Annotated in this window: 12 protein-coding genes and 1 tRNA gene; 2 read left to right on the top strand and 11 right to left on the bottom strand. The window is 66.9% G+C overall.

Features of this window, described 5'->3' with window-relative positions:
• Nucleotides 1-17: 17 nt before the first annotated feature.
• Both AC1Q5S_RS02000 and AC1Q5S_RS01995 read left to right on the top strand, forming a co-directional pair.
• Nucleotides 18-107: transfer RNA gene (locus AC1Q5S_RS02000), tRNA-Ser, on the top strand.
• A gap of 457 nt (nt 108-564) precedes the next feature.
• Complete coding sequence (locus tag AC1Q5S_RS01995; RefSeq protein ID WP_492238246.1) at nt 565-1,833, top strand: sensor domain-containing diguanylate cyclase; 1,269 nt, start codon at nt 565-567, stop codon at nt 1,831-1,833.
• A 426-nt stretch (nt 1,834-2,259) separates the two neighbouring features.
• Here the strand turns inward: AC1Q5S_RS01995 and AC1Q5S_RS01990 are convergent, their stop codons facing one another.
• The 11 genes from AC1Q5S_RS01990 to AC1Q5S_RS01940 form a co-directional block, all read right to left on the bottom strand.
• A complete protein-coding gene (locus AC1Q5S_RS01990) occupies nt 2,260-3,897 on the bottom strand; it encodes a PEP/pyruvate-binding domain-containing protein (RefSeq protein WP_492238245.1) in 1,638 nt (545 codons plus the stop codon).
• On the bottom strand, nt 3,894-5,843 hold the full coding sequence (locus AC1Q5S_RS01985) for a phosphate transport regulator (RefSeq protein ID WP_492238244.1): 1,950 nt from the start codon (nt 5,841-5,843) through the stop codon (nt 3,894-3,896). Before AC1Q5S_RS01985 ends, AC1Q5S_RS01990 begins: the two co-directional genes overlap by 4 nt.
• Nucleotides 5,844-5,945: 102 nt before the next feature.
• A complete protein-coding gene (locus AC1Q5S_RS01980) occupies nt 5,946-6,389 on the bottom strand; it encodes an acyl-CoA thioesterase (protein ID WP_492238243.1) in 444 nt (147 codons plus the stop codon).
• 66 nt (nt 6,390-6,455) lie between these two features.
• Complete coding sequence (locus tag AC1Q5S_RS01975; protein WP_422203534.1) at nt 6,456-7,469, bottom strand: formylglycine-generating enzyme family protein; 1,014 nt, start codon at nt 7,467-7,469, stop codon at nt 6,456-6,458.
• A 68-nt stretch (nt 7,470-7,537) separates the two neighbouring features.
• Entirely contained in the window at nt 7,538-8,842 is a 1,305-nt protein-coding gene (locus AC1Q5S_RS01970) for a tryptophan--tRNA ligase (protein WP_492238242.1), read from the bottom strand.
• Nucleotides 8,843-8,873: 31 nt separating this feature from the next.
• Nucleotides 8,874-9,542 carry a site-2 protease family protein gene (locus tag AC1Q5S_RS01965; protein ID WP_492238241.1) on the bottom strand — a complete coding sequence of 223 codons (669 nt, stop codon included), beginning with the start codon at nt 9,540-9,542 and terminating at the stop codon, nt 8,874-8,876.
• Nucleotides 9,543-9,614: 72 nt separating this feature from the next.
• Entirely contained in the window at nt 9,615-10,250 is a 636-nt protein-coding gene (locus AC1Q5S_RS01960) for an L-threonylcarbamoyladenylate synthase (protein WP_092699196.1), read from the bottom strand.
• A gap of 25 nt (nt 10,251-10,275) precedes the next feature.
• Nucleotides 10,276-11,139, bottom strand: coding sequence for a 3',5'-nucleoside bisphosphate phosphatase (locus AC1Q5S_RS01955; RefSeq protein WP_422203531.1), 864 nt, complete (start codon nt 11,137-11,139; stop codon nt 10,276-10,278).
• Between the two features lie 171 nt (nt 11,140-11,310).
• Complete coding sequence (gene recJ, locus AC1Q5S_RS01950; RefSeq protein ID WP_492238240.1) at nt 11,311-13,026, bottom strand: single-stranded-DNA-specific exonuclease RecJ; 1,716 nt, start codon at nt 13,024-13,026, stop codon at nt 11,311-11,313.
• The gene (locus AC1Q5S_RS01945; protein WP_422203527.1) at nt 13,023-14,000 is read right to left on the bottom strand and encodes a phosphoglycerate mutase; all 978 of its coding nucleotides are present in this window, start codon (nt 13,998-14,000) and stop codon (nt 13,023-13,025) included. The genes recJ and AC1Q5S_RS01945 overlap by 4 nt, the downstream gene beginning before the upstream one ends.
• 155 nt (nt 14,001-14,155) lie before the next feature.
• Entirely contained in the window at nt 14,156-15,832 is a 1,677-nt protein-coding gene (locus AC1Q5S_RS01940; protein WP_492238239.1) for a SulP family inorganic anion transporter, read from the bottom strand.
• Nucleotides 15,833-15,855: the final 23 nt, after the last annotated feature.

The following is a 15,855-nucleotide window of genomic DNA, read 5'->3' as shown; positions in this document are numbered from 1 at the left end:
GCAGGCTTCGACACACAGGAGAGGTGGCAGAGTGGTCGAATGTACCTGACTCGAAATCAGGCGTAGTGGCAACACTACCGTGGGTTCGAATCCCACCCTCTCCGCCAGTATGCACAAGGGTTTGCTGCTATTAATTTGGCAGCAAACCTTTTTTGCTTTTGGCGTCGGTACCAGCAATTTGCACATGCGTGTCCTCAACCTGGCCACCTGTCCAACCTGGTTTTCATCGATTTTTCGGGGTGCGAGCGGTGCCTTTCCAGCACGCACCGGACTGGCATCATTACGCAGGTCTGCGCCGCCTTGCCAGACACTGTCAGCAAGAAGGCCACTCATGGAGTCATGGTGCCCGCTCCGCTTTTCTGCGGTGCCGACCAAGATGCGGCGACCAACGGCGCCTTTTGCCGGGTTCACTGTGTATCTGGCTGCGGTGGCTTTGATGCACAATTGGCCGCGCATCCGGCACTGGCGCAATTATCGTGCGAAGCCACCAGGTCCGGGTATGACCAGCGGACTCTCAGTCATTGAAGCGACAGTCCGTCGTCGGTACGCAGACCATTGCAAAGCATGACCACATCTGAACTGAGTTTATTCAAGGCTGCCTTCATGCAGTCCTGGAATGCCATCGTCATCACCGATGCCGATGGTGCGGCGGGTTACCGTGTGCAGTTTGCCAATCCAGCGTTTTGCTCGATGACAGGTTATGCGCTGGATGAATTGCGCGGGTGCACGCTCCAGATGCTGCAAGGCCCCGATACCGACCCGGCCGTCATTGATGACTTGCGCGCCTGCCTGAAGGAGGCACGTTACTTCGAAGGCACAACGATCAACTACCGCAAGGATGGCGCGAGCTACGTGGTTCGCTGGAATATCTCCCCGGTGCGCGACGACGAAGGTGTGCTCACGCATTTTGTGTCCGTGCAGCAAGATATCTCCGATACCGTGCGCGCTGCACAAGAGAACCTGCTGCTTGCGCGTGCGCTCAATGCCACCAGTGACCCTGTGGTGCTGACCGATGCCCGTGCACGGATCACCTTCGTCAACACGGCCTTTGCTAAAGTCACTGGATACACCATCGATGAAGTGCGGGGGAAGACGCCGGCCGTGTTTCAGTCCGGAGCGCACGACGCAGCTTTCTATCGCTTCTTGAGGGCATCCCTTGACGCCGGAAAAGACTTCCGGGCCACCTTCGTCAACCGCCGGCGCGACGGCTCGCTTTACCATTCTGAACAGAGCATTTCCCCACTATGCGACGACAAGGGGCGCGTAACCCACTATGTGAGCGTCAGCAAGGACATTTCCGACCGTGTGGAGAAAGAGCAGGCCCTTCTTCACGAGGCAAGCCACGACAAGCTCACCGGCCTTCACAACCGTCGCTATGGCGAACAGACCCTTGGCAAGGCAATCCTCGCTGCACATACGCAGGGCAGACCACTCACGCTGCTTGTTTGCGACATTGACCACTTCAAGCAAGTCAACGACCGCTTCGGTCACTTGGCGGGTGACCGTGTGCTGCGTGATGTGGCGCACATCCTGCGTTCAGCGGTTCGCAGCCGAGATTGCGCCATTCGGTGGGGTGGTGAAGAGTTCCTGGTGCTGCTCGAGCATTGCGAGCAGGCACCTGGCGTTGTGTTGGCCGAACGCATCCGGCGTCGCGTCGAAGCCCATGGCGACGCAGAAGTTGGCAAGGTCACGCTGTCGCTGGGCCTGGCTACGCTCAAGCCCGATGAAACGATGGAGCAACTCATCGCCCGCGCCGACGAAGCCCTCTATGAAGCCAAGCATGGAGGGCGCAACCGCCTTTTGATTTCGCAACCGCATGCGATAACCCGGTGAGCATTTCCAGCCAAGCGGGCTGAAACCAGTTGCCAACTGGTCTTTTGCCATCGCGCTGCTGCACACGGCTGGGCCCTGCCGCGGCGAAGTTGGCACTTCTGATCCGGCCCTTTGATGTATCAACTTCCGTTCAGGCTGAGCTTGTCGAAGCCCTTCGACAGGCGGTGCGAGGGGTTCAAACTTCACCAGGCCGGATAAGTAACGGTGCTGGCCGAGGCCAATGCCTGTATCAAACACCCCATGGGATGCCCTGCATAACTCCCTGCGGTCTGTGCTAGCGCGGCCTCGGGCGGTCCACTGCGTTGCTTTTCTTGCCAAGAGCCGAGCTATTGGCCGCAAAAAGACGCCTTGTGGCCCATCCCGATCCGCACGACCACCGACTCGCGAGGGTTATGCAGGCCATCCCACGCCGCCTGTTCAGTGCGATCAGTGTTCATGGTGGCGCACTCTCTTGCCATGGTGCTGGCTGCGCAGATCTTCCAGCCGCTCTTGCAGGGCCGTGTCAGGCACGAGCGCGCTGGTGGCTTGCCCGGCATAGATGGCGCCGTCGTTGCCGTCCAGGGTGATCAGTTCGTTTTCGGCCAGCGTCAGGTGGCCGATCTGCACCGCGCGGGCGGCCTCGTCGATGTGCAGCGCCGTGCAGCCCACCAGGCAGGTTTTGCCCATCTGCCGTGCCACCACGGCGGCGTGCGATGTGCGGGCGCCGCGCTGGGTGAGCAGGCCCTGCGCGCCCTGCATGGCGGCAATGTCGCTGGTTTCGGCGTCCTGGCGGACCAGGATGGCCGGCATACCCTGCTGCACCAGGCGTTCGACCGCCTGCGCATCCAGCGCAATGGCACCCGACACCACGCCAGAACAGGCCGGGTTGGCCAGGGCCAGGGCCAGGGGCGTTGGCGTGCTGTCGGCGTCGTCGCTGGCAACCATGCGCACGGTGCCCAGCGCGTCTTCGTGAATGGATTCGGTGCGGCGCAAGGCCTCGGTGCTGTCGATCAGGCCTTCGTCCAGCAGGTCCAGGGCAATGCGCACGGTGGCCAGCGGCGTGCGCTTGCCCGCGCGCGTTTGCAGCAGATGCAGCACGCCGTCCTGCACGGTGAACTCGAAATCCTGCATGTCCTTGAAATGCTGCTCCAGTGCCTGGGCCGAGGCCTGCAGCTGCTGCCAGGCATCGGGCGCCACGGCCGCCAGGGTGGCGTGGCCGTGCGCGTTGCGCCGGCCCGAAACCACGTCTTCGCCTTGCGCGTTGGCCAGAAAGTCCACCCACAGGCGGTTTTCTCCGGTGCTGGGGTCGCGCGTGAAGCCCACGCCAGCGCCAGAATGCCCGCCGGTGTTGCCGAACACCATGCGCTGCAGGATCACGGCGGTGCCCATGCCATGGTCGATCTGGTGGATGTGCCGGTATGCCACCGCCTTGTCGGCATTCCACGAGGCAAACACCGCCCCGATGGCGCCGGAGAGCTGTTCCCGGGCGTCCTGCGGAAAGGCCCGACCGGCATGGGTTTCATAAAGGGCGAGAAAGCTGCGTGTGAGCTGGCGCAGCTGGCTGAAATCGAGCAGCCGCTCGTCCTGGCCCTGGGTGATGCGTTCGATCTCGGTTTCAAAAAGGGCGGCGGGCAGCCCCTGCACCACCTCGCCGTAGCTGGCCACCAGGCGCCGGTAGGCATCCCAGGCCATACGGGGGTTGCCGGTCTGGCGCACCACGCCGGGCAGGGTGTGGTCGTTCAGGCCGATGTTGAGCAGGGTTTCGAGCATGCCCGGCATCGATACCGGTGCACCCGAGCGCACCGACAGGATGAGCGGGTTGCGCTCGTCGCCAAACAGCAGGCCGGTGCTCTCTTCGAGCGCGTGCAGGCCCACGGAGAACACCGGCAGAAAGCAGTCCTGCGGGGCGTGGGTGTAGTGCGTGCCAATCACCAGCGCAACCGGCACGTTCAGCCCGGCCTGGGTCATGCGGTGCAGATTGAAACCCTTGGACCCCATGGTTTCCGGTGAGGGCTTGTGCAGGTTCGGGCTGGCCGGTGTGGTGATGAGGTACAGATGCTTTGGCAGACTGGAGCTGGATTTCATGCCGACATTCCGGTTTTGTTGAACACCATCTGGCGCAGTGCGTAGCCCACCCGCAGCAGGTTGTCGGTGGCTTTTTCGAGCGTGGCGGCCAGGTCGTTGGCCAGCATCAGGTCCACCGGGGCACTGCGCAGGCTCTTGACCATGGTGGTGCGGGCCTGGCGAAACAGGTCGTCGCACTGGCGTTCGGCGCGCAGCATGCGCCACAGCGTCTGCAGGAACAGTTCGCTGTCGGGTCCGTCGGCCCGCTGGCTGACCTGGCGGGCGATTTCGATGGCCTTGACCAGATCCTGGATGGCCGACAGCGTGGTGGCCGCCAGCTGGCACAGGGCGGTGCGCACTTCGGCGGGCAAGCCCGGTGCCGGATGGATGAGGGTGAGCGAGTGCATGAAAGTAGCTTCCTCCAGCGCATCGGCCACATCGTCGGCCTGGGCCAGGCAGTCCACCACCAGCAGCCAGCGGGGCCGGCGCTCGGCCCGCTGGCGGGCGTCCATGAGCAGGTGGTCGGCCTGGCGTTCCCAGTTTTTTGCGCGCAGCACCTGGGCCTGGGTCTGGGCGGCATCGCCGGGATTTTCCAGTGCATCGCACAGGCCCTCGGCCAGCGCGTGCGTGAAGGCAGCGTGCTCGGCCAGCAGGTCGAATTCGAAGGTGCGCTGGCGCAGCACGCGGGCCAGCAGCAGGCGGGCTTCATCGGCCACCAGCGACACGGGCTGCTGCTGGCGCAGCAGCATGCTGGAAATGCGCAGCAGCTCCAGCAGGTAGGCGCTGGCGGTGGCTTCACCGAGCACGTCATCGAGCCGGTCGCCGACGTGGAAGGCTTCGCTGTCCACGGCCTGCATGGCGTTGTAGACCAGGCGCTCGGCCCCGGCCAGCAGCCAGGCCATGTGGCCCCAGTCGCTGCGTGCCGCCTGCGCGAGCAGCTGCTGCGCCCGGGGCTTGTTCACGAAATGCTGCAGGCGCTTGCGCGCCCGGTTCCAGTCGATCACGAAGACGATGCGCGAGGCCATGTTGTCCAGCCCCGTTTGCAGCTGGGCGCTGTCCTGCGCCTCCAGGCGGGCCTGGCCCACCAGGTAGGGCTTGCCGGCGTTGAGCCCTTCGGAGACCCGGGGGTCGAAAACCTGCCATGCAAAGCCCAGGTCTTCGAGCATCTGCCGGAAAAATCCGAAGCGGCCCGGGTGCAGGTCGGAATAGGTGAGCGAGATGGTGCTGCCCTGCACCTCGATCACCAGCACATGCACGTCGTTGGTGCCGATATCGTTCTGGATCAGCAGCCGCTTGCCGTCGCGCGTCACGGCGGTGTCCAGCCCGGGGTGCGAGAACTTCAGGGCGGCCGTGCGGTGCAGTCCGCGCATGAAGGCGCGGATCAGCGGCCGGTCGTCGTCCTGCACCTGCCAGGCGTGGGCGCCATCGATGTCTTCGGTGGCGAGTTCGCTCGACAGCGCATTGATCTGCTTGTGCAGGTCCATCACCAGCAGGTGCAGGCTATCGCCGCGTTGGCGATCCCCGTGGGTGAGTTCGGTCAGGGCGGCATGGCGCAAGCCCTCATCGTCGGCCAGGGCGTGCAGTTGCTGCAGCCAGTGGTCGCGCCGCACTGCCAGCGCCGCGGCGCTGGGCTGCCCGGTGTCGCACAGGGGGCGGGCCATGGTGGTCAGGTCGTTCGACAGCGCCTCCAGCAGGTTCTCCAGGTGCGGCAGGATCAGCAGATCGTCATCGCAATAGGCGCCGCCCACCAGCTCCTGGGTCCAGGGCGCGTCCTGCAGTTCTGTGTGCGCGAGGCCTTTTTCCCATTGCCCCGCCGGTGCATCGGGCGTGGATGCGTGCTGCGCTGCCGATTGCAGCAGGGTCAGGTGCAGCTTGAGCCGGTCATTGGCCGCCAGGGCGGATTGGATCCACGCGGGCATCAGCAGCGAGGGCTGCCCCAGGGATGCCACCGCTTTTTCCTTGAGCATCGGTAGAGTCTCCGCAAGTTCAAGGGGATTAGCGCCCGTGCGGATGGCACGGTGATGACAGCGTGGGCGACACCGCCGGCAGTGGCGGGGCCCCTGCGCTACTCAGCGGGCGGCTGGTGTGGCCAGGGCGGGCAGGTAGATGCGGCAGAACTCCTCGGGCATGCGCCGCGGTTTGCCGCTGCCCAGCTCGATGCACACCAGCTCCCAGTGGCCCCGCAAGATGGTGGCCTGGTCGCGGTTGCGGATGAGCTGGAAGCGCCGCTCCATGGTCAGCTTGCCGTCACTGGCCGTCAGCCAGGTGCCCAGGGTGAGCGCGTCGCCCAGCACCGAGGGCAGCAGGTAGTCGTAGGCGCTGCGGCGGATGGCCATGGCGCGGTCCAGGCGGTGGTATTCGGCAAGGTCCAGCCCCAGGGCCTGCGAGTGCGCCCAGGCGGTTTTTTCGCCCCATTGCACATAGACGGCGTTGTTGGTGTGGTTCAGGCCGTCTATGTCGTGCGCCTGCGGTGCAGCGGCCTGCGTGAACGGTTGTGCACAGTCCCATGGCATGCGGGCCATTGTCGCCTGCGCCGGCGGCGGGCAGAACAGCGCAGACATCCGTTCGTACCAACGCGCTCAGGGCCGCCCGATTTCGCGCACCAGGCGCATGCCCACCAGTGTGTAGCGTGTGTCGGGGCTGTTCCAGTTGCGGTAGCTGCAGCGGGCATAGAATGGCCACGTGTGCCATGAGCCGCCCCGGCGCACCCGCACGCTGCCGTCGGTGGGGCCTTGCGGGTTGGTGCGGGGGGACTGGGCGTAGTAGTGGTCGCCATGCCAATCCGCCACCCACTCCCAGGCATTGCCCAGCATGTCGTGCAGCCCGAACGCGTTGGGGGCCAGGCGGCCTGCGGGTGCCGTGAAGGCGTAGCCGTCGCTGCCGGCCAGGGCGTGCTGCTGCCAGCGCGGCCAATAGGGCGCGGCGGCCTGGTCGAAGACATTGGCCGCGCGCTCCAGCCCCGTTGGTGCATCGCCGTGCGGGTAGCGGGTGCGGGTGCCGGCGCGGCAGGCGTATTCCCATTCGGCTTCGGTGGGCAGGCGGTAGCGCTGGCCTTCGGTGCGGCTGAGCCAGGCGGCCAGCGCCTGGGCATCGTTCCAGGTCACGTTGACGACGGGGTGGTCGTCATCCTGGGCAAAACCGGGATTGCGCCAGGAATAGCGTGTGTCGCGCCCTTCGAAGGCATCGCCGCGGGTGGTGGTGGCGGGGTCGTAATCGGGGTTGTAGCCATAGCCGCCGGTGCCATCGGCCTCTGATTCCGGGCGGTAGCCCGATGCCTCGATGAAGCGCCGGAACTGCCCCACGGTGACTTCATGCTGCCCCATATAAAAAGCGCGGCCGATGCGCACGCGGTGCACCGGGGCTTCATCGGTGAGCAGGGTGAACCGCTCATGCTCCAGCTGGGGGTACGCCTCGGCCAGCGTTTCGGGGGCTTCATCGCTGCCCATCCAGAAGCTGCCGGCCGGCACCTTCACGAAGGCCATGCCGAGCGTGTTGGTCCAGATCTGGGGGCCAGGCGCCTTGGGCGCTGCCGCCAGGGCGCTGGCCACGGGCGCCAGCGCACAAAGCAGGAGGAGGGCAAGCTTATCAGTCATTCTGGACCTCCGGTGCTTATGTATCAAGCGCTAATCGCTATATAAATAATAGCATCCGGTGCTGCCCATCAGCTGTTGGCGGCCTCGGCCAGTTGCTGCAGGGCGGCGGCCACGTCCTGTGGCAGCACGCCTTGCACGGGCGCCAGCTGGCCGGTCAGGGTGGCCAGGGCGCTTTCGCCCTGCCGCTGCAGGCGGGCGATGGCCTGGCCTGCGTCCTTGGGCGCGGCAAAGCCCGTGCTTTGCAGCAGCAGGCGGCCGTCGGCTGCCACGAACTTGAAGTAGAACTGGCCGTCGTTTTCGCGGTACTGCTTGAAGCTGGGCAGGGCGGTCTTGGCGGCCTTGGCGGCCTTGGGCGTTGCGGCGCCCTGGGCCAAGCTGCGCAGGCCCACGGTGGCGCGCAGCGTGCGCACAAAGGGCGTGGCGATCTGGCGCGCGCGTTCGGCACCCGCCAGCAGGGTCTGCTCGATCTGCTCGGGGTGGGCGATCAGGTCCTCGTAGCGCGCGCGCAGGGGGGCCACGTCGCGGTCGATGCGCTCGAACAGCAGCTGCTTGGCATCGCCCCAGGCAATGCCTTCGGCATAGTGCTTGCGCAGCGCCTCGGTTTCGGCGGGCGTGGCAAAGGCCTGGTAGATTTGGAACAGGGCCGAACCCTCGACCTCCTTGGGCTCGCCGGGCGCGCGCGAGTCGGTCAGGATGCCGCCGATCAGCTTTTTGAGCTGCTCGCGCGAGGAGAACAGCGGGATCGTGTTGTCGTAGCTCTTGCTCATCTTGCGGCCATCGAGCCCCGGCAGCGTGGCCACATGCTCGTCGATCGCCGCTTCGGGCAGCGTGAAATGCTCGCCATACAGGTGGTTGAAGCTGGCCGCCATGTCGCGCGCCATCTCGATGTGCTGGATCTGGTCGCGGCCCACGGGTACCTTGTGGGCGTTGAAGATCAGGATGTCGGCCCCCATCAGCACCGGGTACATGAACAGGCCCGCCGTCACGCCATCGTCGGGCTCGCGGCCAGCGGCGGCGTTCTTGTCCTGCGCGGCCTTGTAGGCGTGGGCGCGGTTGAGCAGGCCCTTGCCGGTGACGCAGGTGAGCAGCCAGGTCAGTTCGGTGGTCTCGGGGATGTCGGACTGGCGGTAGAACGTGACGCGCTCGGGGTCCAGCCCCGCGGCCAGCCAGCTGGCGGCGATTTCCAGCGTGGAGCGCTGGATGCGGGCCGGGTCCTCGCACTTGATGAGCGCGTGGTAGTCGGCCAGGAAGTAGAAGCTCTGCACGCCCGGCGTGCGGCTGGCCGCCACCGAGGGGCGGATGGAGCCCACGTAATTGCCCAGGTGGGGCGTGCCCGTGGTGGTGATGCCGGTGAGAAAGCGGGTGGTGCTCATGAAACGAAGCCGCAGAAAGAGTGAGAGGGGGTCAGCGCAGGAGCGCCGTGAGGGGTGTGAGCAGCAGGTTGATGGCGCTGTAGCCCAGCGACATCAGCGGGCGCAGCCACAGCGTGCCCACCACGCCGGCAATCACCAGGCCCATCACGATGAAGAAACCCCAGGGCTCGATGCGCGACACCATGTGCGCCTGCTTCCAGGGCAGCAGGCCCACCAGGATGCGCCCGCCGTCCAGCGGTGGCAGCGGAAACAGGTTGAACGCCCACATCACCAGGTTGACCAGCACGCCGGCGCGCGCCATCTCGACGAAGAAGCGCTCGTCCACGCCCGTGCCCACCAGGGCCACCAGCACAATGGCCCACAGCACGGCCTGGATGAAGTTGGAGGCCGGTCCCGCCAGGGCCACCCACACCATGTGGCGCTTGGGGTTGCGCAGGTTGCCGAAATTCACCGGCACCGGCTTGGCGTAGCCGAACAGGAAGGCGCCCGAGGTGGCGAAGTACAGCAGCAGCGGCATCAGGATGGTGCCGACCGGGTCGATGTGCTTGAGGGGGTTGAGGGTGATGCGCCCCTGCATATCCGCGGTATTGTCGCCAAAGTGGCGCGCGGCATAGCCATGGGCCGCCTCGTGCACGGTGATGGCAAACAGCACCGGCAGTGCGTAGATCAGAACGGTTTGGATGAGATTGGAGATGTCCACCGGCCAGATTGTCTCAGACGCCGGCGGGCTGGCCGCCCGCAGGGCTTTGAACCTTGGCGCGCGCGGCCGGGCTCAGAGCCCCAGGGCCTGCACGCTGCCGCGGCCTTCGCGCAGCACTTCGGGGTCGCCGCCGTTGCCCATGGGCGTGAGGTCGATCACGGTGGTGGGCTCCAGGGGGCAGGCACCCGCGTCCACGATGGCGTCCACCAGTTTTTCATAGCGGTCGCGGATGTCCTGCGGGTCGTTGAGGGGCTCGGTTTCGCCGGCTGGAATCAGGGTGGTGGCCAGCAGTGGCGCGCCGTGCAGTTCCAGCAGTAGCTGCAGGCCCTTGCGGTCGGGCACGCGCAGGCCGATGGTCTTGCGCGAAGGGTGGCTCACGCGGCGCGGCACCTCTTTGGTGGCTTCCAGGATGAAGGTGTAGGGCCCCGGCGTACCCAGCTTGAGCAGGCGGTACTGGCGGTTGTCCACGCGGGCGTAGTTGGCCAACTCCGACAGGTCGCGGCACAGCAGGGTCAGGTGGTGCTTGTCGTCCACCTGGCGGATGCGGCGCAGGCGATCGACGGCGTCCTTGTCGTCGAGGTGGCACACCAGCGCGTAGCTCGAATCGGTGGGCACGGCCACGATGCCGCCTTTTTGCAGCAGGGCCGCCGCCTGTTTGAGCAGGCGGGGTTGGGGGTTTTCGGGGTGGACTTCGAAATACTGGGCCATGGCAGTCAATGCCTCCAGGTCAATGTCAGGCGGCGGGTTGTACCCGCTCGGCCAGCAGCTCCCACACGGGGGTGAGGGTGCCGGGCAGCAGGGGCAGGGCGCCCAGGTCGGTATGGGATTCTTCGGGGCTGTGAAAGTCGCTGCCGCGCGAGGCGGCCAGGCCAAACTCGTGGGCCATGGCCCCGTAGGTGACGTATTCGGCCGCGCTGTGGCTGCCGGTGACCACTTCCACGCCCTGGCCGCCATGGGCCTTGAATTCGGAGAACAGCGCGTATTCCTCGTTGGCGGTGAGCTTGTAGCGCGCGGGGTGGGCGATGACCGCCACGCCGCCGGCTTCGGTGATCCAGCGCACCGCATCGGAGAGCGCCGCCCAGCGGTGCGGCACATAGCCGGGCCTGCCTTCGATCAGGTATTTACGAAACACCTCGGCGGTGTCCCGGCAGACCTTGGTGTCCACCAGAAAACGCGCAAAGTGGGTGCGCGAAACCAGCTCGGGGTTGCCCACGAACTGCAGTGCACCTTCATAGGCGCCGGGAATGCCTGCCTGCGCCAGCTGCGCGGCCATTTCGCGTGCGCGCCCGCCGCGGCCGCCGCGGGTGGCGGCCAGGCCTTGCGCGAGTTGCGGGTTGTCGGGGTCGAACCCCAGGCCCACGATGTGCACCGTGGTGCCGGCAAAGCTGACCGAGATTTCGGTGCCGGTGAGGTAGGCCATGCCCAGGCTGCGGGCGGCGGCAGCGGCGCGGTGCTGGCCACCGATTTCGTCATGGTCGGTCAGGGCCCACAGCTCGACCCCGTTGGCCTTGGCCCGCGCCGCCAGGTCTTCGGGCGCCATGGTTCCGTCCGATACCACGGAGTGGCAGTGCAGGTCGGCGTTGAGGTAGGTGGTCACCAACCGATTCTACGGGTTTGCCGCGTCGGGCGCTGGCGTTGGCGAACCGCGCAGCCCCTTGGGGCCCGACGCAAACCGGGACTGCGCCAGACGCCAGAATGCTTCTGGATGAATAGCGCTGGGCGCTTTATCCATCGGATCTGCAGGCGGGTTTTCTTGAAACCAGCCAGATCATGTCTGCGCGCCTTCCACCAGAAACTGCACCTTGCGCTCGCCCTTCCACTCGTTCACGTCGAGGCGAAAGGCCAGCAGCACGCGCGCGGGCAGCTGCTCGGTGTGGCCGAACCAGATGGCGTCGACGGGGTTGCCCTGGTGCATGAGCTTGATCGACAGGTGGTTCTTGGCCTCGCCCACCAGGCGCTGGCTCAGCACCTGCACTTCTTCGCTGAATGTGGGCGGCGCAAAGCCCTGGCCCCACACCTCGTGGTGCAGGGTGTCCACGATGTCGGCGTGGCAGTATTCGGGCGCGAGCGGCCCGTCGGTCTCGATGCGGCGGGTGAGGGTGGCGGCGTCCAGCCATTCCTGCGCTACCTGGGCCAGGGCGCGCTCAAACACCTCGAAGGCTTCTTCGGCCACGGTGCAGCCCGCCGCCATGGCGTGGCCGCCAAACTTCAGCAGCACGCCGGGGTGGCGCTTGGCCACCAGGTCGAGCGCATCGCGCAGGTGAAAGCCGGGGATGGAGCGGCCCGAGCCCTTGAGCTCGTGCGCCTTGCCCGGTGCGCTGCTGGCGGCAAAGACAAAGGTCGGGCGGTGCAGCTTGTCCTTGATGCGGCTGGCCACGATGCCCACCACGCCTTCGTGGAAATCGGGGTCGAACACGCTGATGGCGGGCGGCGGCTCTTCGTCCTCCTGGAACAGGCTCTCGGCCATCAGCAGGGCCTGGTCGCGCATGCCGCCCTCGATCTCGCGGCGCTCGCGGTTGATGCCGTCCAGCGTGGCCGCCAGCTCGGCGGCGCGGCCTGCGTCGTCGGTCAGCAGGCATTCGATGCCCAGCGTCATGTTGGCCAGGCGGCCTGCTGCGTTGATGCGCGGGCCTAAAGCGAAGCCAAAGTCGAAGGTGGTGGCCTGCGCCGCCTTGCGGCCTGCAGCGCTGAACAGCGCTGCAATGCCGGCGGGCATGGCACCGGCGCGGATGCGCTTGAGGCCCTGGGCGACCAGACGGCGGTTGTTGGCGTCGAGCTTGACCACATCGGCCACGGTGCCCAGCGCCACCAGCGGCAGCAGGGTGTCCAGCTTGGGTTGGGTGGCGGTGTCGAAAACACCGCGCGCGCGCAGCTCGGTGCGCAGGGCCAGCAGCACATAAAACATCACGCCCACGCCCGCCATGGATTTGCTCTCAAATGGGCAGCCGGGCTGGTTGGGGTTGACGATGGCGTCGGCGGCGGGCAGCGCGGGGCCGGGCAGGTGGTGGTCGGTCACGAGCACCTGCAGGCCCAGCGCCTTGGCTGTGGCCACGCCTTCCACGCTGGCAATGCCGTTGTCCACGGTGATCAGCACGTCGGCGCCGCGCTCGGCCACGCGGCGGGCGATGGGGGGCGTGAGGCCGTAGCCGTCGGTCACACGGTCGGGCACGAGGTAGTCCACGTTCTGGGCGCCCAGGAGGCGCAGGCCGCGCACACCCACGGCGCAGGCGGTGGCGCCGTCGCAGTCGTAGTCGGCCACGATGACCAGACGCTGGTTCTGCGCCATGGCGTCGGCCAGCAAGCGCGCTGCCTCACCAATGCCTTTCAAGCCACTGGGTGGCAGCAGGCGCGCCAGGCCATCGTCGAGCTCGTCCTTGGCGCGCACGCCGCGTGCGGCATACAGGCGGGCCAGCAGCGGATGCACGCCGGCCTGCTCCAGCGCCCAGGCGGCGCGGGGGGGAATGTCGCGTACTATTATTTTCATAGCTGTTCGCGAACATCAATAAAGCGCTGGGGCCGGAAAAGATTCAAAAATTTGTGCCGCAGGCTGCGTTGGCCGGTGTGCCAGGTGATGGCGCTGCGCTGGCCGCACAGCGTGAGCTGCGCGCTGACGCCGCGCGCCACCTGGGCGTGCAACTGGGCCAGGGGGCCGGCGTCCAGTGCGGTCCAGGCCTTGGCCCAGGCGTCCCAGTCTTGGCGCAGGGCGCTGGCGCGCAGGGTGTCTTGCACCTGCACTGCGTTCGGCTGCGGGGCAGTATCGAGGCGGCCTGCGCCATGCACCCAGAAAGCGTTGACCGGCAGCAGCCCCTGGGCGCTGCGGGCGTCGTTGAAGGGGTGGGTATAAAGCAGCATTTGCAATTCGCTGTGCAGGCGCTGCCAGGTTTGCGCCGCCTGCACCTGCGCGCTTTGCTGGCCGGTGGTTTGCGCCTGGTGTTGTAGCCAGCCGCGCACATCGCTGCCTTGTGCGCGCTCCAGCGACGGTGTGGCCAGGTGCGCCAGCAGCGCACCGCTGGCCAGCCAGCGTGTGGGCTGGTCGTAGGTGAGGGCGATGCCATCGCTTTGCAGCCAGGGCGCCACGATGTCCAGCAGGGCGCGCGAGGCCGCTTCGTCCAGCGCCAGCGCTTGCGGGTCGCGCAGGGTGATGTGGTCGGTGCCTACCTGCCAGTGGCAGGGCGTGACAAAGGCCCAGGCCTGCGCATCCGCCGCCTGTGTTTGCTGCTGCACCTGCCAGGCAGCCCAGGGCGCGTTTGCGCCGTCGCCCGGCAGGCCCAGGGCGCGCGCCAGCGCCCGCTCGTGGGGCATGGCAGGGTGGTCTTCGTCGAAGGTGTCGCTGCCGGTGCGCTGCAGGTGGCGCAGCAGCCAGTTGAGGTGGGGCAGGGACAGCGTTTGCAGCGCGTGCTGGCAGCCGGGGTGGTGGCTGGCGGCGTAGGGAACGAGCAGATGGAGCGGGTCGGACATGGGGCACTATTGTCCGGGATGGCCTCAGGGCGGCTAAAAACCTCTTCTGGCGTCGTTGCAGCGTCGTGTCGCACCACTCGCACCACTCGCACCACTCGCACGGCCTGCGGCGCAGCGCCTCGCCAGAACCGCTTCGCTGAGTTGTGCAAGCCGTTTTAAATCGCCGCCCCCGCAAGGTCGTCTGGCCCCTCGTCCAGCCGGGCCAGCGCGGCCAGCAGTTCGGCATCGGTGCGGTACAGGCGCAGCGAGTCGCCCGCAGGCAGGGCGCCTGCGCGGCGCAGGGGCGTCTCTACGGGCAGCTTCAGGCCGCTGATGTGCAGCGTGATGCCTTGCAAATGCAGCTGGGCGCACAGCTTGGCCACCACCTCGATGCCCGTGGCGTCGATGCGGTTGATGGGCTGGGCCAGCAGGCACACATGCTGCGTGCCGGGGTGCTGCGCCAGGTGCTCGACGATGGTGCGCTCAAAGCTGCTGGCGGCGGCAAAGTCCAGCGCAGCATCCATGCGCAGCGCGTACAGGCGCGGCGCCAGCGGCGGCAGATGCCACAGCTGGCGGTCGCGCAGGCTGCCGTCGGGGTGCTGGCCCACTTCAATGATGCGCGGGTGCAGGCGCTGGTACAAAAAATGGCCCAGTGCCAGCAAGATGCCGGTCAGCACGCCCCAGTACAGCCGGGGCGCTGCCAGCAGCGTGACGACAAAGGTGGCACCGGCAATGGCCGCTTCCACGCGGGAGATGCGCCACAGCCGCACAAACTCGTGCGGCTTGAGCAGCCCGATCACCGCCACCAGCACAATCGCCGCCAGCACGGCGTGGGGCACCTGTTGCAGCACCGGCATGAACAGCAGCAGCGCCAGCACCACCACCACCACCGAGGCCATCGTGGCCCAGCCCGTCTGCGCCCCCGCGTACAAATTCAGCGCCGAGCGTGAAAACGACGAACTGGTCGGAAACGCGCCCGATAAACCCGCTGCCAGCTTGCCCAGGCCCTGGCCGATCAGGTCTTGGTTCTGGTTCCAGGGCTTGCCAGCGCGGTCGCTGTCCACCCGCGCGCTCGACGCGGTTTCCAGAAAACTCACCAGCGTGATCACCAACGTGGGCAGCACCAACTGGCCCAGCGCCTCCCAGCCCGGCCAGCGCGGCACAAACAGCCCGGGCAGCCCGTGTGGCAGCACCCCCACCACCGGGCCGCCCAGCGTGGCAAAGCCGATGGCCACCGACACTGCCGCGCTCAGCAGCACAATCAGCAGCACCGACGGAAACGCGGGCCGCCAGCGGCGCACCAGCACCAGCAGCGCCAGGCTGACCAGACCAAAGCCCATGGCGCGCAGGTCGGGCCAGCCGCCTTCCCACACGCTCAGCTCCGTGCTGCCCATACCCAGCAGCACGGGCAATTGCGAGGCCATGATCAGCACCGCCGCCGCCTGGGTAAACGCCATCAGCACCGGTGCGCTGACCAGGTTCAGCAGCCAGCCAAAGCGCAGCAGCCCCAGCGCTGTTTGCAGCAGGCCGCTGAGCAGCGCCAGCCACACCGCCAGGTTGACCCATTGCGCACTGCCCGGCGTTGCCAGGCCGTTGAGGGAGGCGCTGATCAGCAGGCAGCTCAGTGCCGTTGGCCCCACCGACAGCCGCGTGGAGGCACTGAACAGCACTGCAATCAGCGCCGGCAGCATGGAGGCGTAAATGCCCGTCTGTAGCGGCATGCCGGCCAGCGCGGCGTAGGCCACGCCCTGGGGCAAGACCATCAGACCCACGGTCAGGCCTGCCAGCGCTTCGCTGCGCAGCAGCGCCGCAGTGGGCCGGGGCCAGTGCAAAAAAGGAAACAGGTGTTTCATGGCGCCAAGACTGGAGCTTCAAG

The sequence above is a fragment of the Acidovorax sp. GW835-FHT14B10 genome, from assembly GCF_058793725.1.
This window is presented reverse-complemented; position numbering and strand designations above follow the sequence as displayed.